At 61.3% G+C, this 18,336-nt stretch carries 20 protein-coding genes; 1 reads left to right on the top strand and 19 read right to left on the bottom strand.

Annotated features, from left to right (window positions below; all coding sequences use genetic code 11):
* Window positions 1–71: 71 nt before the first annotated feature.
* From BLU48_RS04225 to flhA, 12 genes are all read right to left on the bottom strand, one after another.
* Window positions 72–860, bottom strand: a complete 789-nt coding sequence (locus BLU48_RS04225; RefSeq protein ID WP_057023018.1) for a CheW domain-containing protein — start codon at window positions 858–860, stop codon at window positions 72–74.
* Complete coding sequence (locus tag BLU48_RS04220) at window positions 860–1,648, bottom strand: ParA family protein (RefSeq protein WP_057023019.1); 789 nt, start codon at window positions 1,646–1,648, stop codon at window positions 860–862. The genes BLU48_RS04225 and BLU48_RS04220 overlap by 1 nt, the downstream gene beginning before the upstream one ends.
* A 51-nt stretch (window positions 1,649–1,699) precedes the next feature.
* Window positions 1,700–2,587: a flagellar motor protein MotD gene (motD, locus tag BLU48_RS04215; protein WP_057023020.1), complete on the bottom strand. Its 888-nt coding sequence runs from the start codon at window positions 2,585–2,587 to the stop codon at window positions 1,700–1,702.
* 16 nt (window positions 2,588–2,603) lie between these two features.
* On the bottom strand, window positions 2,604–3,344 hold the full coding sequence (locus BLU48_RS04210; RefSeq protein ID WP_057023021.1) for a flagellar motor protein: 741 nt from the start codon (window positions 3,342–3,344) through the stop codon (window positions 2,604–2,606).
* Window positions 3,344–4,474, bottom strand: a complete 1,131-nt coding sequence (locus BLU48_RS04205) for a protein-glutamate methylesterase/protein-glutamine glutaminase (RefSeq protein WP_057011775.1) — start codon at window positions 4,472–4,474, stop codon at window positions 3,344–3,346. The genes BLU48_RS04210 and BLU48_RS04205 overlap by 1 nt, the downstream gene beginning before the upstream one ends.
* Before the next feature lie 48 nt (window positions 4,475–4,522).
* The gene (locus BLU48_RS04200) at window positions 4,523–6,730 is read right to left on the bottom strand and encodes a chemotaxis protein CheA (RefSeq protein WP_057023022.1); all 2,208 of its coding nucleotides are present in this window, start codon (window positions 6,728–6,730) and stop codon (window positions 4,523–4,525) included.
* 11 nt (window positions 6,731–6,741) lie between these two features.
* Window positions 6,742–7,530: a protein phosphatase CheZ gene (locus BLU48_RS04195; protein ID WP_057023023.1), complete on the bottom strand. Its 789-nt coding sequence runs from the start codon at window positions 7,528–7,530 to the stop codon at window positions 6,742–6,744.
* Window positions 7,531–7,548: 18 nt separating this feature from the next.
* Window positions 7,549–7,923, bottom strand: a complete 375-nt coding sequence (locus tag BLU48_RS04190) for a chemotaxis response regulator CheY (protein WP_005790040.1) — start codon at window positions 7,921–7,923, stop codon at window positions 7,549–7,551.
* A 166-nt stretch (window positions 7,924–8,089) separates the two neighbouring features.
* Complete coding sequence (gene fliA, locus BLU48_RS04185) at window positions 8,090–8,830, bottom strand: RNA polymerase sigma factor FliA (protein ID WP_046071802.1); 741 nt, start codon at window positions 8,828–8,830, stop codon at window positions 8,090–8,092.
* A complete protein-coding gene (gene fleN / locus BLU48_RS04180) occupies window positions 8,827–9,660 on the bottom strand; it encodes a flagellar synthesis regulator FleN (protein ID WP_003192912.1) in 834 nt (277 codons plus the stop codon). Before fleN ends, fliA begins: the two co-directional genes overlap by 4 nt.
* 105 nt (window positions 9,661–9,765) lie before the next feature.
* A complete protein-coding gene (flhF, locus tag BLU48_RS04175; protein WP_005790047.1) occupies window positions 9,766–11,082 on the bottom strand; it encodes a flagellar biosynthesis protein FlhF in 1,317 nt (438 codons plus the stop codon).
* An 11-nt stretch (window positions 11,083–11,093) separates the two neighbouring features.
* Window positions 11,094–13,208: a flagellar biosynthesis protein FlhA gene (gene flhA, locus BLU48_RS04170; RefSeq protein ID WP_046071801.1), complete on the bottom strand. Its 2,115-nt coding sequence runs from the start codon at window positions 13,206–13,208 to the stop codon at window positions 11,094–11,096.
* A gap of 575 nt (window positions 13,209–13,783) precedes the next feature.
* On the opposite strand from flhA, the gene BLU48_RS04165 reads away from it, so the two are divergent.
* Window positions 13,784–14,038 (top strand): DUF6124 family protein, encoded by a 255-nt coding sequence (locus tag BLU48_RS04165; RefSeq protein WP_057023024.1) that lies wholly within the window; start codon window positions 13,784–13,786, stop codon window positions 14,036–14,038.
* Between the two features lie 48 nt (window positions 14,039–14,086).
* Here the strand turns inward: BLU48_RS04165 and BLU48_RS04160 are convergent, their stop codons facing one another.
* The 7 genes from BLU48_RS04160 to fliO form a co-directional block, all read right to left on the bottom strand.
* The gene (locus BLU48_RS04160; protein WP_057023161.1) at window positions 14,087–14,290 is read right to left on the bottom strand and encodes a cold-shock protein; all 204 of its coding nucleotides are present in this window, start codon (window positions 14,288–14,290) and stop codon (window positions 14,087–14,089) included.
* A 369-nt stretch (window positions 14,291–14,659) separates the two neighbouring features.
* Window positions 14,660–14,836, bottom strand: a complete 177-nt coding sequence (locus BLU48_RS31605; protein ID WP_124356225.1) for a cold-shock protein — start codon at window positions 14,834–14,836, stop codon at window positions 14,660–14,662.
* A 100-nt stretch (window positions 14,837–14,936) separates the two neighbouring features.
* The gene (gene flhB, locus BLU48_RS04155; protein ID WP_057011780.1) at window positions 14,937–16,073 is read right to left on the bottom strand and encodes a flagellar biosynthesis protein FlhB; all 1,137 of its coding nucleotides are present in this window, start codon (window positions 16,071–16,073) and stop codon (window positions 14,937–14,939) included.
* 3 nt (window positions 16,074–16,076) lie between these two features.
* Window positions 16,077–16,862, bottom strand: coding sequence for a flagellar biosynthetic protein FliR (gene fliR, locus BLU48_RS04150; RefSeq protein WP_046071799.1), 786 nt, complete (start codon window positions 16,860–16,862; stop codon window positions 16,077–16,079).
* Window positions 16,863–16,866: 4 nt separating this feature from the next.
* On the bottom strand, window positions 16,867–17,136 hold the full coding sequence (fliQ, locus tag BLU48_RS04145) for a flagellar biosynthesis protein FliQ (protein ID WP_003175300.1): 270 nt from the start codon (window positions 17,134–17,136) through the stop codon (window positions 16,867–16,869).
* A gap of 18 nt (window positions 17,137–17,154) precedes the next feature.
* A complete protein-coding gene (fliP, locus tag BLU48_RS04140) occupies window positions 17,155–17,898 on the bottom strand; it encodes a flagellar type III secretion system pore protein FliP (RefSeq protein ID WP_057023025.1) in 744 nt (247 codons plus the stop codon).
* Complete coding sequence (fliO, locus tag BLU48_RS04135; RefSeq protein ID WP_046071797.1) at window positions 17,898–18,335, bottom strand: flagellar biosynthetic protein FliO; 438 nt, start codon at window positions 18,333–18,335, stop codon at window positions 17,898–17,900. Before fliO ends, fliP begins: the two co-directional genes overlap by 1 nt.
* Between the last annotated feature and the right edge of the window lies 1 nt (window position 18,336).

The following is an 18,336-nucleotide window of genomic DNA, read 5'->3' as shown; positions in this document are numbered from 1 at the left end:
CCCTTCAAGTGCCGTTCGACACGGCGTATAGGCTGCTCTGACCGCACTCGCGCACGGACCTTATTGTTCAATCAACTGCGTTTGTTCTGCGGCATCGCCTTGACCGCCCCGCTGGCGATCAACTCGGCCAGTTCGGCGACATCCAGCAAGGCGCACATGTGTTCGATCACGGTGCCCGCCAACCATGGACGCTGGCCGCGATGGCTGCGCCATTTGATTTCATTCGGGTCCAGGCGCAACGAGCGGCTGACTTGATGCACTGCCAGCCCCCACTCGTAGCCCTGCACCGAGATCACGTATTGCAAACCCTGGCGGAAGTCGTCGCGGTAGCGGTCGGGCATGACCCAGCGCGCGGTATCCAGCACCTTGAGGTTGCCGGCCTGGCTGGGCAGGATGCCGAGGAACCACTCCGGCTGGCCAAACAGCGGCGTCAGCTCGTGGCCTTCCAACGAATAGATCGAGCCCAGGCACACCAGCGGCACCGCCAGGGTCAGCCCGGCGACGTCGAACAGCAGGCACTCGAACGGCTCGGCAGCCCATGAAGGGCGGCCATCGCCGGACACTGGCGGCGGCGTGATGCTCGGCGGCAAGTGCACTTCAACCAATGGCTCGACTACCACGGGCGCGACCGGGTCTGGCGTGACCGGCACCACAGGCGCAGCCTCGGCAAGTGCATCGCGTGCCTGCTCCTCGAGCACCGCCAGCTGGAACTCATCCAGCGTGCCGGGGGGTTCGACAGCAGGCTCCAGCACCAGGATCGGTTCCGGCAGCTCTTCCTCGGTCGCGTCCTGCAGCAAGGCATCCAGGTAGGATTGCAGTGCCAGTTGCGGCCGGGTCTTGAGGTCGACGGGTCGGTTCATCACGCCACCTGCGCCACAAGCTGCTGCGACAGCAGATGCTTGAGCAACGCACGGTACGCCAGCACGCCACGGCTCTTGCCGTCGAACTGCGATGGCGTGAGCCCAGCGCGGCTGGCGTCACGCAGGCGTGTATCCACCGGAATGTAGCCATTCCAGATGGTATCCGGATAGGCGTCGCGCAATACCCGCAGGGTGCCGAGGGACGCCTGGGTACGACGGTCGAACAACGTGGGCACAATGCTGAATGGCAGCGCCTGCTTGCGCGAGCGGTTGATCATCGCCAGGGTGCTCACCATGCGTTCCAGGCCCTTGACCGCCAGGTGTTCGGTCTGCACCGGAATCACCAGTTGCTGGCTGGCCGCCAAGGCATTGACCATCAGCACACCAAGCAACGGTGGGCTGTCGATGATCGCGTAGTCGAACTCCTGCCACAGCTGCGCCAGGGTCTTGGCGATCACCAGGCCCAGGCCACTTTGCCCCGGCGACTGGCGCTCGAGGGTGGCCAGCGCGGTGCTCGACGGCAACAGCGAAATGTTGTCGTTGCTGGTGGGCAGCAACAGTTGTCCAGGCAAATCCGCCGCCACGCTGCCCTTGTGCAGGAACAGGTCATAGCAGCTGTGTTCCAGCGCATCCGGGTCATAGCCGAAATAGCTGGTCATGGAACCGTGGGGGTCCAGGTCGACCACGACCACACGCTTGCCCGCCTCGGCCAGCAAGCCGGCTAAGGCGATGGAAGTGGTGGTCTTGCCGACCCCACCCTTTTGATTGGCAACTGCCCAGACTCTCATTCGGTTGGTTCCTCCCGGTGGGCATAGGCGCGACCGAGACATTGCATAAGGTTATTGAGCCGGTGACGGAGAATTGACGTTACTCGATCTGACCGGCGACTTGACTACGGGCGGTGCAGTTTGTGTGCCAGCACGCTTCAACGCCGCATCCGGGGTTGCATTGGCGGTGCCGGTGCCGGTCAGGCTGCGGCGTACATCCAGGTTGCGCGACACCACCAGCACTACCCGGCGATTGCGTGCACGGCCTTCCACCGTGGCGTTATTGGCCACCGGCTGGAATTCACCATAGCCCACCGATGCCAGGCGCTGGGGGTTCACACCCTGCATCGCCAACATGCGCACGATACTGGCGGCGCGGGCCGATGACAGTTCCCAGTTGGTCGGGTACTGCGCGGTGCTGATGGGAAAATTGTCGGTGAAGCCTTCAACGTGAATCGGGTTTTCAAATGGTTTGAGAATCGACGCCACCTTGTCGATGATGGTGAACGCCTGGTCGCTGGGCATGGCATCGGCGCTGGCGAACAACAGGCTGGAGTTCAGCTCGATCTCCACCCACAGCTCGTTGCCGCGCACGGTCATCTGGTTGGAGCTGATCAAGTCGCCAAACGCGGCGCTGATATCATCGGCGATGCTTTTCAGCGGGTCGCTGGTGCCACCCACGCCGGCAGCGGTTTCATCGCTGTCGTTGACCAGCGGCTTGGCCGGGGTCACGGTCTTGGGCCGCTCGTCGCCAATGGGAATCGGCTTGAGGGCACGTTCGGTATCGTTGAACACGCCCACCAGCGCCTGGGAAATGATTTTGTATTTGCCTTCGTTGACCGACGAGATGGAGTACATCACCACGAAAAACGCGAACAGCAAGGTGATGAAGTCCGCGTAGGACACCAGCCAGCGTTCATGGTTGACGTGTTCCTCGGGCTCGCGGCGGCGACGGCTCACAGGCAGCTCCTTCCCATCAATCCATGAAGCCCTGGAGCTTCAATTCGATGGAGCGCGGGTTCTCGCCCTCGGCAATCGACAGGATGCCTTCAAGCAGCATCTCGCGATAACGCGACTGGCGCGTGGCAATCGACTTGAGCTTGCTGGCCACCGGCAGCAGCACCAGGTTGGCACTGGCCACGCCGTAGATGGTGGCGACAAACGCCACGGCGATGCCGCTGCCCAGCTGCGAGGGGTCGGCCAGGTTGCCCATCACGTGGATCAGCCCCATTACCGCACCGATGATACCGATGGTCGGCGCGTAGCCGCCCATGCTTTCAAAGACTTTGGCGGCGTTGATATCACGGCTTTCCTGAGTGTAGAAATCCACCTCGAGAATACTGCGGATCGCTTCCGGCTCAGCGCCGTCCACCAGCAATTGCAGGCCTTTGCGTGCGTAGTTGTCGGGCTCGGCATCGGCCACGCCTTCCAGGCCCAACAGGCCTTCCTTGCGTGCGGTGAGGCTCCAATTGACCACGCGGTCGATGCCGCCTGGCAGGTCGACCCGTGGCGGGAAAATGATCCACACCAGAATCTGCATGGCACGCTTGAACGAGCTCAGCGGCGACTGCAAGAGTGCCGCGCCCACGGTGCCGCCGATCACGATCAGCGCCGCCGGGCCATTGGCCAAGGCGCCAAGGTGGCCGCCTTCCAGGTAGTTGCCGCCAATGATGGCGACAAACGCCATGGTGATGCCGATCAGGCTCAAGACATCCATCAGAGGCAGGCCTCCACCAGATGCTTGCCGATGTCGTCCAGGCTATAGACCGCGTCGGCCAGGTCAGCCTTGACGATGGCCATGGGCATGCCATAGATCACGCAACTGGCCTCGTCCTGGGCCCAGATGGTGCTGCCACCCTGCTTGAGCAGGCGTGCGCCTTCACGGCCGTCGGCGCCCATGCCGGTAAGCACCACCGCCAGAACTTTGTCACCGTAGGACTTGGCCGCCGAACCAAAGGTGATATCCACGCACGGTTTGTAGTTCAGGCGCTCGTCGCCCGGCAGGATTTTGATCGCGCCACGGCCATCCACCATCATCTGCTTGCCACCCGGGGCCAGCAGCGCCAGGCCAGGGCGCAGGATGTCGCCATCCTCGGCTTCCTTGACGGTGATGCGGCACAGCTTGTCCAAACGTTCGGCGAATGCCTTGGTGAACGCGGCGGGCATGTGCTGAACCAGTACGATCGGCGCCGGGAAGTTGGCCGGCAATTGCGTCAACACCCGCTGCAAGGCCACCGGGCCGCCGGTGGAGGTGCCGATGGCAACCAGCTTGTAAGCCTTGCGCTTGGGCGCTGGCGAATGAGCGCTCGGTGCCGCTGCGGTACGTACCGGCGCCACCGCAGGCCGAGCCACGGGCGCAGGCGCCGGGCGTGCAAACGACGAACTCGGCGCAGGCGCTGCGGGCGCAGGTGCCGCTGCCGGCGCAGGTGCGCTGAACAGGCTGCGACGGTTACTGCGGGAAATGCTGTGCACCTTCTCGCAGAGCATCTGCTTGACCTTCTCGGGGTTGCGCGAGATGTCTTCGAAATTCTTCGGCAGGAAGTCCACCGCGCCGGCATCCAGTGCGTCGAGGGTTACTCGCGCGCCTTCGTGAGTCAGCGAGGAAAACATCAATACCGGGGTGGGGCAGCGCTGCATGATATGACGTACGGCAGTGATGCCATCCATCATCGGCATCTCGTAGTCCATGGTGATCACGTCCGGCTTCAAGGCGATGGCTTGATCGATCGCCTCTTTGCCGTTGGTGGCCGTACCGACCACCTGGATCGTTGGATCAGCGGAAAGAATTTCCGAGACGCGGCGGCGGAAGAAACCCGAATCGTCCACCACCAGGACCTTGACTGCCATAAACACTCCGTTAGGCGGGGCGGGCATGACCGCCCTGCCCCACCAGAATCAAATACGCCGTGCGGCGTAACGCTTGAGCATGCTCGGAACATCGAGAATCAGCGCAATGCGACCGTCACCGGTGATGGTGGCGCCCGACATGCCCGGGGTTCCCTGCAGCATCTTGCCCAAAGGCTTGATCACCACTTCTTCCTGGCCCACCAGTTGGTCGACCACAAAGCCGATGCGCTGGGTGCCCACGGACAGAATCACCACATGGCCTTCGCGCTGTTCTTCATGGGCAGCCGAAGCCACCAGCCAGCGCTTGAGGTAGAACAGCGGCAACGCCTTGTCGCGCACGATCACCACTTCCTGGCCGTCCACCACGTTGGTGCGCGACAGGTCGAGGTGGAAGATCTCGTTGACGTTGACCAGCGGGAAGGCGAACGCCTGGTTGCCCAGCATCACCATCAGGGTCGGCATGATCGCCAGGGTCAACGGCACCTTGATGACGATCTTGGAGCCTTGGCCCTTGGTCGAGTAGATATTGATCGAGCCGTTGAGCTGGCTGATCTTGGTCTTCACCACGTCCATGCCCACGCCACGGCCGGACACGTCGGAGATCTCGGTCTTGGTCGAGAAGCCCGGGGCGAAGATCAGGTTGTAGCACTCGGTGTCGGTCAGGCGGTCGGCGGCGTCCTTGTCCATCACGCCGCGCTTGACGGCGATGCCCCGCAGAATGTTCGGGTCCATGCCTTTGCCGTCATCGGTGATCGACAGCAAGATATGGTCGCCTTCCTGCTCCGCCGCCAGGATCACTTTGCCGTTGCGGGACTTGCCCGAGGCTTCGCGTTCTTCCGGGGTTTCGATGCCATGGTCGACGGCGTTGCGCACCAAGTGGACCAGCGGGTCGGCCAAGGCCTCGACCAGGTTCTTGTCGAGGTCGGTTTCTTCGCCCACCAGTTCCAGGTTGATTTCTTTCTTGAGCTGGCGTGCCAGGTCGCGGACCAGGCGCGGGAAACGGCCGAAGACTTTCTTGATCGGCTGCATCCGTGTTTTCATCACGGCGGTCTGCAAGTCAGCGGTGACCACATCGAGGTTCGACACGGCCTTCTGCATGGCTTCGTCGCCGCTGTTCAGGCCCAGGCGCACCAGGCGGTTACGCACCAGCACCAGCTCGCCGACCATGTTCATGATGTCGTCCAGGCGCGCGGTGTCGACGCGCACGGTGGTTTCGGCTTCACTGGCGGGCTTTTCCGCCACCGCCGGCGCCGCTGCACGCGCAGGTGCCGGGGCAGCGGCTGGGGCTGGCTTGGCGACCGGCGCGGCAGCTTTGGCGGCAACCGGTGCGGCGGCGACCGCAGCCGCGGCAGCCGGGGCTACCTCGGTGAACTTGCCTTTGCCATGCAACTCGTCCAGCAAGGCTTCGAACTCGTGATCGGAGATCAGTCCGTCGCCGGCCGGTGCGGCGCTGCTGGCCGCTGGAGCCGCTGGAGCTGCGGCGGCAGTGGCAGTGGCAGCAGTGGCGGCGACTTCCGGCAGGGCTTCGGCTACAAACGTGCCTTTACCATGCAGCTGGTCGAGCAGTGCCTCGAATTCATCATCGGTAATGTCGGTGCTGGCGCTGGCAGCCGGTGCTTCTGGCGCAGCGGGTGCCACGGCATCGGCCGCGAACTGACCCTTGCCATGCAACTGGTCAAGCAGGGATTCAAACTCTGCGTCGGTAATGTCTTCGCTGGTCGGCGTGGCGACAGGCGCCGCCGGGGCTTCGGCTTCGGCCTTGACCGCATTGAGCGAATCGAGCAGCTGTTCGAACTCGCTGTCGGTCACATCCGCCTCGGCCTCCACCACTGGTTCCGGCTCAGCTTGTGCTACCGGCGCAGCCGCGGCCGGTTCCGCCAGGCGCGCCAGGGCCGCCAACAGTTCCGGAGTGGCCGCCGTGATCGGCGCACGTTCGCGCACTTCACTGAACATGCCGTTGACCGCATCCAGTGCTTCTAGAATCACGTCCATCAGTTCCGAGTCGACCTGCCGCTCACCCTTGCGCAGGATGTCGAACACGTTCTCGGCGATGTGACAGCACTCCACCAGCTCATGGAGCTGGAGGAAGCCGGCGCCCCCTTTTACAGTGTGAAAACCGCGAAAAATTGCATTGAGCAGGTTCGCATCATCCGGTCGGCTTTCCAGCTCGACCAGTTGCTCGGACAGTTGCTCTAAAATTTCGCCGGCCTCTACAAGGAAATCCTGAAGGATTTCTTCATCGGCGCCGAAGCTCATGGGTGTGCTCCTTAGAAGCCTAAACTGGATAACAGGTCATCTACGTCATCCTGACCTGACATAACGTCTTCACGTTTATCGGCATGAATCTGCGGACCTTCACCCTTGGCGAGATGTTTTTGTGGATCTTTTTCCGAGAGGATCGCTTCGCGGTCATGCTCGATGCCGGCAAAACGGTCGACCTGGCCGGCCATCAGCACCAATTTGAGCAAGTTGCTTTCCACTTCGGTGACCAACTGGGTCACGCGCTTGATCACCTGGCCGGTGAGGTCCTGGTAATCCTGGGCCAGCAGGATGTCGTTGAGGTTGCTGGCCACCGTGCGGTTTTCCTGTTCGCTGCGCGACAGGAAACCCTCGACCCGACGGGCCAATTCCCGAAACTCTTCAGCCCCCACTTCGCGGCGCATGAAGCGGCCCCAGTCAACGCTCAAGGCCTGGGCTTCGCTGGTCATGCCGTTGACCAGCGGCGTGGCGTTTTCCACCAGGTCCATGGTGCGGTTGGCCGCCGCCTCGGTCAGCCTGACCACATAGGACAGGCGTTCGGTAGCGTCGGTGATTTGCGAAATCTCTTCGGCCTGGGGCATGCGCGGGTCAATCTGAAAATTGACGATCGCACTGTGCAGCTCGCGTGTGAGCTTGCCCACTTCCTGGTACAGGCCGCGATCACGGGTCTGGTTAAGCTCATGGATCAACTGCACCGCATCGGCGAACTGGCCTTTTTCCAGGCTGTCGACCAAGCGGTGAGCATGTTTTTTCAGGGTCGACTCGAAGTCGGCCTGCGATGATTCGTTATGCTCCATAGCTCCCCCGTGGCAGCATCAATGACCGATGCGTTCGAAGATTTTTTCAATCTTCTCTTTCAAGGCCAGTGCAGTGAATGGCTTGACCACGTAGCCGTTGACCCCGGCTTGGGCGGCTTCGATGATCTGTTCACGCTTGGCTTCAGCGGTCACCATCAGCACAGGCAGGCTGCGCAGTTTTTCATCGGCACGTACATGGCGCAGCAGATCGATACCGGTCATGCCCGGCATGTTCCAGTCGGTTACCAGAAAATCGATGCTTCCGCTGTTGAGGATCGGAATCGCCGTGATGCCATCATCCGCCTCGACCGTGTTGGTGAACCCAAGGTCACGCAACAGGTTTTTTATGATCCGCCGCATCGTTGAGAAGTCATCAACGATGAGGATTTTCATGTTCTTGTCCAATTCGACCTCCAAGCAGTCTTAAACGCGCCCAGCACCTGGACGCGCCATTTCAATCAACAGGCGTTACACAAAAAGGACTGCCCAGGGCACCACGGTACGAGCCCGCGAACCTTGCGGCTTCACGGTAGCGTCTGCAGTGTCCCCACACTGCCTGTCAGCGCGCGCGCCACTCTCCCAATCGCCCCCGCAAGCGGGCCGCGCACTGGCTATGCAACTGGCTGACACGCGATTCGCTGACCCCCAGCACCTCACCGATTTCCTTGAGGTTCAGCTCTTCGTCGTAGTACAGCGCCAGTACCAGGCGCTCACGCTCCGGCAAATTGGCAATCGCGTCCGCCAACGCGCTCTGGAAACGTTCGTCTTCCAGGTCGCGAGACGGTTCGAGATGTGCACTCGCGCCGTCCTCGTGCAGCCCTTCGTGTTCGCCGTCCTGCAGCAGGTCGTCGAAACTGAACAGGCGGCTGCCCAAGGTATCGTTCAAAATCCCGTAATAATCGTCGAGACTCAATTGGAGTTCGGCCGCAACTTCATGATCTTTAGCGTCACGACCGGTTTTTGCTTCAATTGCACGAATTGCATCACTGACCATGCGCGTATTGCGGTGTACCGAACGCGGCGCCCAATCCCCTTTACGCACTTCATCGAGCATCGCGCCACGGATACGGATGCCCGCATACGTCTCGAAACTCGCACCCTTGCTCGCGTCGTATTTGGTCGACACTTCGAGCAGGCCGATCATGCCGGCCTGGATCAAGTCCTCGACCTGCACACTGGCCGGCAGGCGCGCCAACAGGTGATAGGCAATGCGCTTGACCAGGGGCGCGTAACGCTCGATCAATTCGCCCTGGCTGTCACGTGCCGACTTTTTGTAAAGGTTGTAGCCGCTGGATGTCATAGCACCGGTCCTGCGCTCGTCTGATGCACCAAACGCTCGACGAAAAATTCCAGATGCCCCCGGGGGTTGGCGGGCAACGGCCAGGTATCGACCTTCTGGGCAATGGCCTTGAACGCCAGTGCGCACTTGGAACGAGGGAACGCTTCGTAGACCGCACGCTGCTTTTGCACGGCCTTGCGCACACACTCGTCGTAAGGAACTGCGCCAACGTATTGTAAAGCCACATCGAGGAAGCGGTCCGTGACCTTGGTCAACTTGGCGAACAGGTTGCGCCCTTCCTGCGGGCTTTGGGCCATGTTGGCCAGCACGCGGAAGCGGTTCATGCCGTAGTCGCGGTTAAGCAGTTTGATCAACGCGTAGGCATCGGTGATCGAAGTGGGCTCGTCGCACACCACCAGCAGCACTTCTTGCGCTGCGCGCACGAAGCTGACCACCGACTCGCCGATCCCGGCGGCAGTGTCGATCACCAGCACATCGAGGTTGTCGCCGATATCGCTGAACGCCTGGATCAGCCCGGCATGCTGCGCGGGGCTCAGGTGCACCATGCTCTGGGTGCCCGAGGCAGCCGGCACGATGCGGATGCCACCGGGACCCTGGAGCAGCACATCGCGCAGCTCACAGCGGCCCTCGATCACATCGGCAAGGGTATGTTTGGGTGTCAGCCCCAGCAGAACGTCCACGTTCGCCAAGCCCAGGTCAGCATCCAGCAGCATGACGCGACGGCCAAGCTCTGCCAGGGCCAGGGACAAATTCACTGACACGTTAGTTTTGCCGACGCCACCTTTGCCGCCGGTCACCGCGATCACCTGTACGGGATGCATGCTGCCCATTTTATTTCTTTACCTTGTCTTGCTTAGACGCAGGCTACATGGCTTGGCCGCGTGAATCGCTTGCAGACCATCGATGTAGGTACATTTCACGGTGTTCATCCTGCCTTAACCGACCCGTTTAGCCGGGTGGTGGTAAAGGTCGGCGAACATATCGGCCATCGCTTCCTCGCTAGGCTCTTCTTGCATTTGCACACTTACGGCACGGCTGACCAACTGATGACGGCGCGGCAGATGCAGATCATCCGGGATCCGCGGCCCGTCGGTCAGGTAGGCGACCGGTAATTCATGGCTGATGGCCAGGCTCAACACTTCGCCCAGGCTCGCAGTTTCATCGAGTTTGGTGAGGATGCAACCGGCCAGGCCGCAACGCTTGTAACTGTGGTAAGCAGCGGTAAGAACCTGTTTCTGGCTGGTGGTTGCAAGCACCAGGTAATTTTTCGACTTGATGCCACGCCCGGCCAGGCTTTCGAGTTGCATGCGCAGCGCCGGATCGCTGGCTTGCAGGCCGGCGGTATCGATCAGCACCACGCGCTTGCGCAGCAGCGGGTCGAGGGCATTGGCCAGGGACTGGCCCGGGTCGACGTGGGTCACCGGCACATTGAGGATGCGCCCCAGGGTCTTGAGCTGCTCCTGGGCGCCGATGCGGTAGCTGTCCATGCTCACCAGAGCGATATTCTGTGCGCCGTACTTGAGCACATAACGGGCGGCCAGCTTGGCCAGGGTGGTGGTCTTGCCCATGCCGGCGGGGCCGACCATGGCAATCACACCGCCCTCTTCCAGAGGTTCGATTTCCGGCGTAGCGATCATGCGTGCCAAGTGCGCCAGCAGCATGCGCCAGGCCTGGCGGGGTTCTTCGACTTCGGCGGTCAAGGCCAGCAAATCGCGGGACAACGGGCCGGACAGGCCGATGCGTTGCAGGCGACGCCAGAGGTTGGCCTGTTGCGGCTTGCTGCCTTGCAGTTGCGTCCAGGCCAGCGAGCCCAGCTGCACTTCGAGCAATTCGCGCAGGCCGTTGAGTTCAAAGCGCATCGAGTCGAACACACGTTGGTCGACAGCGGCGGCCGGGGCTGGCGCAGCTGGACGCGGTGGCTCGACGAACGTCGGTTCTACCAGCGGCTCGGCAGCCGTCAACGGCAGGCCGGCGAACAATTGGCGATTGGTGCTGGCGTCGCTGTCGCCACGCATGCTCAGTTCAGCCTGGGCCGACACAATGCGCGAGGCAGTCTTGCGCAACTCGTCTTCGAGTTCCATGTTCGGCACACGCGGGGCCAGGGCCTGGGGCGTGTAATCCAGCGCAGCCGTCAGCTCGACACCGCCGGCAATCCGACGGTTACCGATAATCGCGGCGTCGGCGCCCAGCTCATCACGGACCAGTTTCATGGCCTGACGCATATCGGCGGCGAAAAAACGCTTAACTTGCATAACCCACTACCTCAGCCATTGGGCCCTACTGTCGCGACGATAGTCACTTGCTTATTGTCAGGAATTTCCTGGTAAGCCAACACGTGCAAATTCGGTACAGCCAAGCGTCCAAACCGCGACAACATCGCCCGAACCGGACCGGCCACCAAAAGAATGACCGGGTTGCCCTGCATTTCCTGGCGCTGCGCGGCATCGATCAACGAACGCTGCAGCTTTTCAGCCATGCTTGGCTCCAGCAAAACACCTTCTTCCTGGCCCTGACCGGCCTTCTGAATACTATTGAGCAATATTTGTTCCAACCTTGGCTCCAAGGTGATAACAGGCAGCTCAGACTCAATGCCTACAATGCTTTGCACGATTGCACGGGACAATCCGACGCGCACCGCCGCCACCAGCGCGGCAGTATCTTGACTCTTGGCGGCATTGTTGGCGATGGCCTCGGCAATGCTGCGAATGTCGCGCACCGGCACCTGTTCGGCCAGCAGCGCCTGCAACACCTTGAGCAATTGCGACAGCGTCAGCACGCCCGGCACCAGCTCTTCGGCCAGTTTCGGCGACGACTTGGCCAGCAGGCCCATCAATTGCTGGACTTCCTCATGGCCGATCAGCTCGTGGGAGTGTTTGTAGAGAATCTGGTTGAGGTGGGTGGCGACCACCGTACTGGCATCGACCACGGTGTAACCCAGGGACTGCGCCTGGCTGCGCTGGCTGACTTCGATCCACACCGCTTCCAGGCCAAAAGCCGGATCTTTGGCGGTGATGCCGTTGAGGGTACCGAACACCTGGCCGGGGTTGATCGCCAGTTCGCGGTCCGGGTAGATCTCGGCTTCGGCGAGGATCACACCCATCAGGGTCAGGCGGTAGGCACTGGGGGCCAGGTCGAGGTTGTCGCGGATATGCACGGTGGGCATCAAAAAGCCCAGGTCCTGGGACAGCTTCTTGCGCACGCCCTTGATCCGCGCCAGCAATTGCCCGCCTTGGTTGCGATCCACCAGCGGGATCAGGCGGTAGCCGACTTCCAGGCCGATCATGTCGATCGGGGTCACGTCGTCCCAACCCAACTCCTTGGTTTCCTGGGCGCGGGCTGGGGATGGCAGCAGTTCCTGTTGGCGTGCAACCTCCTGCAGGGCCTGGACCTTGACCTGGTTCTGTTTTTTCCAGAACAGGTAGGCACCGCCACCGGCCAAGGCGGCCATGGTCAGGAACGACACGTGGGGCATGCCCGGCACGATGCCCATGATCGCCATGATGCCCGCCGCCACGGCCAAGGCCTTGGGCGACGCGAACATCTGCCGGCTGATCTGCTTGCCCATGTCTTCGGAGCCCGAAGCACGGGTCACCATGATGGCCGCCGCTGTGGATAACAACAGTGATGGCAATTGCGCCACTAAACCGTCACCGATGGTCAGCAAGGCGTAGACCTTGCCGGCATCGCCGAAGGTCATGCCGTGCTGGAAGATGCCGACCGCCATGCCGCCGATCAGGTTGATAAACAGAATCAACAGGCCGGCGATGGCGTCACCGCGCACGAACTTACTGGCACCGTCCATGGAGCCGTAGAACTCGGCCTCCTGGGCCACTTCCAGGCGGCGGGTCTTGGCCTGGTTCTGGTCGATCAGGCCGGCATTGAGGTCGGCGTCGATGGCCATCTGCTTGCCGGGCATCGCATCGAGGGTAAAGCGCGCGCTTACCTCGGAAATCCGCCCGGCGCCCTTGGTCACCACCACGAAGTTGATGATCATCAGGATTGCGAACACCACGATACCGACCACGTAGTTACCGCCGATCACCACCTCACCGAAGGCCTGGATCACCTTACCGGCGGCGGCGTGGCCGTCCTGGCCGTGGAGCATCACCACCCGCGTCGACGCCACGTTCAGCGCCAGGCGCAGCAGGGTCGCAATCAGCAGGATGGTGGGGAATACCGCGAAATCCAGCGGCCGCAGCGCGTACACGCAGACCAGCAGGACCACGACAGACAGGGCAATGTTGAAAGTGAAGAACACGTCGAGCAGGAACGGTGGCATCGGCAACATCATCATTGCCAGCATTACCAGCAACAACAACGGCACACCCAGATTGCCCCGCGACAGATCAGTCAGGGTGCCACGGGCCGTGTTGAGCATTTGAGAGCGATCTACCACCGGTATTCCTCGTGTCCTTGAAGCAAAGTTTTGACGCTGAAGGGCGACTTGAAGGCGGTATTGCAAGAAGCCTTCCAACTTTGCTTTTGGGCCCGGAGAACCTCGCAAACACCCCGGGCCACCGGGTGTAAATCAATCCAAATGTGGGAGGGGGCTTGCTCCCGATAGCGGTGTATCAGGCACTGATGTTTGGCTGATTCACCGCTATCGGGAGCAAGCCCCCTCCCACATTTGATCTGTGTACAGCCGGGGCTACCGAGGAAATTTCTGACAAGGATTTGGGGTTGCCCCTAGGAAACCGGCTCTCTAGTCTCCGTACACCGCTGCAAACGCAGCGGTCGGGCGTCGCGGCCCGGTTTACTACGGAACAAAAGCACCATCTCCCTTTCAGTAAGCGGTTTTTTATCGTCTACTGTGCGGCGCTATGGCGGCTGTGCGCGGGATACCTTCGGGTATGCCGGGTTGTTCCTAGACCGGTCCGCGAACCTGCGTACAGCTGCCACCCTCCATCGCGTCGCGGCGATCAGTGGCGGCTCCACTTTTCTAGGAACGTCAAAATGATCAAACCCACCCCAAATCCCCCCATCCGGCTGTTTACCGTAGCCGACGGCATCAGCACCGAAGACCTGCTGGTCAACCTCAGTGAAACACTCGCTTCGGCCAATGCCCTGAGCTGCGACCTGGCATTTGACCTGGAAGGCCCTAAACGAGAGGAGTTGCTCGGCGTTGCGCAGTTGATCGAACTGGCGCAATTACTGGCTGATCGTGTGCACGCTGGCGCAGCACTGACGAGCGCGGCCAGCAGCGGATAACACGTTCCACATGTGGGAGGGGGCTTACCCCCTCCCACATTTGAGCCTTCAAAGAGGCCGTATATTCTCGGCCTGCAGACCTTTTGGTCCTTGTGCTATATCAAACTCAACTCTTTGGTTTTCTTCCAGACTTTTGTATCCATTCGACTGAATTGCCGAGTAATGGGCAAAAACATCCGCCCCTCCATCATCCAGGGTAATAAAACCAAAGCCCTTCTCCACGTTAAACCACTTCACAGTACCCGTTGCCATTGCCCTTCTCCTTACACCTATAGACCCGCCCTGCACGCTTGCGCCGACAGGAAGCGCATAAACGCCCTTAGGTTTATTGATCATCTGAAACATTATCTGCTCACCAATCGATAGCGCAGCCCAATGCCAATCGCTCCAATCGACGAATACGCATTCTTCCTCATCATCCAACGCAATCAACCACTCTCCCCGGGCCAACTCATAGGATTTGACAGTACCTGTAGCCAGCTTCAATACCGCTCTCCCCTGCATCCGGTTTACTACATGCGCGAAGTGCCTGATCTGTACTAAACAACGGCACGCGCCCTTTGGCTACTGTCAAAGTTGACAGGTAGACGCAAGCAGCCGATGGGTGCTAGAACCGTCGAATCATGTATCCAGTGGTTTTTTCCGCTTGCGGGGTTTTCGTCGCTTGGGCGCGGCGGGCGGAACTTCAGCGTTCTTAGCGCCTTTGGGCTCAACAGCAACCTCATTGCCATCACGGTCTCGGGCAATAAAGCCAATGCCCTTGACCGCGTCGAACCACCTGACCGTGCCCTTATCCATCTGCGCCTCCCGAGGCGCGCATGGCTGCGCGCCTCATCGCTGTATCAAACAGTGAAGGCGGCGTCATGGCTACTGTCAAAGTTGACAGGTCAGAGAGGCATCAAGTGTCGCGACGTAAATCCGGCGGGATCGGCAGGTCTTTGAGCGGGTCCGGGCGCTTGCCCTTGCCGGCGCGGTATTGGCGGATCTGGTAGACGTACGCCAGCACCTGGGCCACCGCCAGGTACAACCCGGCCGGGATTTCCTGGTCGAGGTCGGTGGAGTAGAAGATCGACCGCGCCAGCGCCGGGGATTCCAGCAGCAGGATGTCGTTGGCCACGGCGATTTCGCGGATTTTCAGCGCGGTAAAGTCGCTGCCCTTGGCCAGCAACATTGGCGCACCACCCTTCTCGGGGTCGTACTTGAGGGCCACGGCGTAGTGGGTCGGGTTGGTGATGATCACGTCGGCGTCGGGCACCGAGGCCATCATCTTGCGCTGGGACATCTCGCGCTGCAGTTGGCGGATGCGTTGCTTGACCTCGGGGCGGCCTTCCTGGTCCTTGTGTTCGTCGCGCACTTCCTGCTTGGTCATCAGCAGTTTCTTGTGGCTTTCCCACAGCTGGATCGGCGCATCCACCGCGGCAATGAGGATCAGCCCCAGGGCCATCCACAGGGAACTCCAGCCCACCACTTGCACGCTATGGATGATCGCGGATTCGAGCGGCTCATGGGCGATGCGCTGCAAGTCATCGATGTCGGACGACAGTACGGCCAGGGCCACGAACAGAATCAGGATGAACTTGGCCAGGGCCTTGAGCAGCTCCACCAGGGCCTTGGCGGAAAACATGCGCTTGAGCCCGGCGCCGGGGTTCATGCGGCTGAATTTGGGCGCCATGCTGCCAGCGGCGAACAACCAGCCGCCGAGTGCCACCGGGCCGATCAGCGCGGCGAGCAACAGGGTGATCAGGATCGGTTGCACCGCCAGGATCGCGATCTGGCCCGAATGCAGCAGGTATTGGCCCATGGCGCCGGGGCTGAGCAGCACCTCGCGGGGCAGGCTGAAGTTGTGCTTCATCAGCTCCATCAGGTCCAGCGCCAGGCCACCGCCGTAGATCAGCAAAGCACCGGCGCCGGCCATCATGGTGGCGAAGGTATTCAGCTCTTTGGAGCGTGCAATCTCGCCCTTTTCCCTGGAGTCCTTTTTACGTTTCTCCGTGGGGTCTTCTGTCTTGTCCTGACCACTCTCGCTCTCGGCCATGGCTCAGCGCGCCCGTGCCAGATCACGTAAGAACTGCAAGGCGTCGGTGGCCAGCGGTTGATACTGATTGAGAATGTCAGCCAGGCCGACCCAGAAAATCCCCATGCCCAACACCAGGGTCAAGGGGAAACCGATCGAGAAGATGTTCAGTTGCGGCGCCGCACGGGTCATCACGCCGAACGCAATGTTGACCACCAACAGTGCGGTGATCGCCGGCAGCACCAGCAGCAGCGAGGCGCCCAGCACCCAGCTGAGGCGTCCCACCAACTCCCAGAAATGATTGACTACCAGCCCCGAGCCCACCGGCAAGGTGGTGAAGCTCTCGGTGAGCACTTCGAATGCCACCAGATGGCCGTTCATGGCCAGGAACAGCAAGGTCACCAGCATGGTCAGGAATTGCCCGATCACCGCCACCGACACACCGTTGGTGGGGTCGACCATCGAGGCGAAGCCCATGCCCATCTGGATCGAGATGATCTGCCCGGCGATCACGAACGCCTGGAAGAACAGTTGCAGGGAGAACCCCAGCAGCGCGCCGATCAGGATCTGTTCGGCAATCAGCATCAAGGCACTGAGGTCCAGGGCGTTGACCGGCGGCATCGGCGGCAGGCCAGGAACGATCACCACTGTGATCGCCACGGCGAAATACAGCCGCACACGCTGCGGCACCAGGGTAGTACCGAACACCGGCATGCTCATCAGCACCGCCGCCACGCGAAACAGCGGCAGGATGAACGAGGCCACCCAGGTGCTGATCTGGGTGTCGGTGAGGGCCAGCAACGACTGCATCAGGTCAGCCGATCAACTGCGGAATACTGCCGTACAGCTGCAGGATGTATTCCATAAAGGTTTGCACCAGCCACGGGCCGGCGACGATCAGGGTGACCAGCATCACCAGCAGGCGCGGCAGGAAGCTCAGGGTCTGTTCGTTGATCTGGGTGGCTGCCTGGAACATCGCCACCAACAGGCCTACCAACAGGCTCGGCACCACCAGCACGGCGACCATCATGGTGGTCAGCCATAGCGCTTCACGGAACAGGTCGACGGCGACTTCTGGGGTCATGCTGCTTCACCTAACAAATCACACGCCTCCGAAACTGCCGGCCAGGGTGCCGATAATCAGCGCCCAGCCGTCCACCAGCACAAACAGCATGATCTTGAACGGCAGCGAGATGATCAACGGCGACAGCATCATCATCCCCATGGCCATCAGCACGCTCGCCACCACCAGGTCGATGATCAGGAACGGGATAAAGATCATGAAACCTATCTGGAACGCAGTCTTCAATTCAGACGTGACGAACGCCGGCACCAGGATGGTCAGCGGCGCCTGGTCCGGGGTGGCGATGTCGGTGCGCTTGGACAGGCGCATGAACAGCTCAAGGTCGCTGGAGCGGGTTTGCGACAGCATGAAGTCCTTGATCGGGCCCTGGGCCTTGTCGATGGCGTCCTGGGCGTTGAGCTTTTCCGCGAGGTAAGGTTGCAGGGCTTGCTGGTTCACCTTGTCGAACACCGGCGCCATGATGAACAGCGTCAGGAACAAGGCCATACCGGTGAGGATCTGGTTCGACGGCGTCTGCTGCAGGCCCAGGGCCTGGCGCAGGATCGAGAAGACGATGATGATCCGCGTGAAGCTGGTCATCAGCATGACAAACGCCGGGATAAAGCTCAGCGCGGTCATGATCAGCAGGATCTGCAGGCTGACCGAATACTCCTGGGCACCGGCCGCGCTGGTACCCAGGGTGATCGCCGGGATCGACAACGGGTCGGCCCCCAGGGCCATCGGCGCGGCCAGCAACAGCATGAGCGTCAAGAAAACGCGCATTACTTCTTATCCTTCTGATCCTTGCCCAGCAACTCCATCAGGCGCTGGGCGAATTCTGGCGTGGCCGGCTGGGACTGATCCACGTTCACCGGTGTCTTGAGTACATGCAGCGGGGTAATACGGCCGGGAGTGATACCGAGCAGGATCTGCTCCTCGCCAACCTGCACCAGCACCAGGCGATCCCGTGGGCCGAGAGCGCGCGAGCCAACCAGCTCGATGACCTGGGCATTGCCCGGGCCGATGCCCTGTACGCGGCGCATCAGCCAGGCCAGCACGAATATCAAGCCGACCACCAGCAACAGGCCCAGCACCAGCTGGGTCAATTGCCCGCCGACACCACTGCCGACCACCGGCGCCGCAGCCGCCTGGGCAACCGGCTCCGCCGCCAGGGCGCTCAATGGCAGCGCCAGCAACAGTCCCGCCATCGAATACTTCATC

This window comes from Pseudomonas synxantha (assembly GCF_900105675.1).
In the GTDB taxonomy this organism is placed as follows: Bacteria; Pseudomonadota; Gammaproteobacteria; order Pseudomonadales; family Pseudomonadaceae; genus Aquipseudomonas; species Aquipseudomonas synxantha.
The sequence above is the reverse complement of the archived record's forward strand: the minus strand, read 5'-3'. Positions and strand labels throughout refer to the sequence as shown.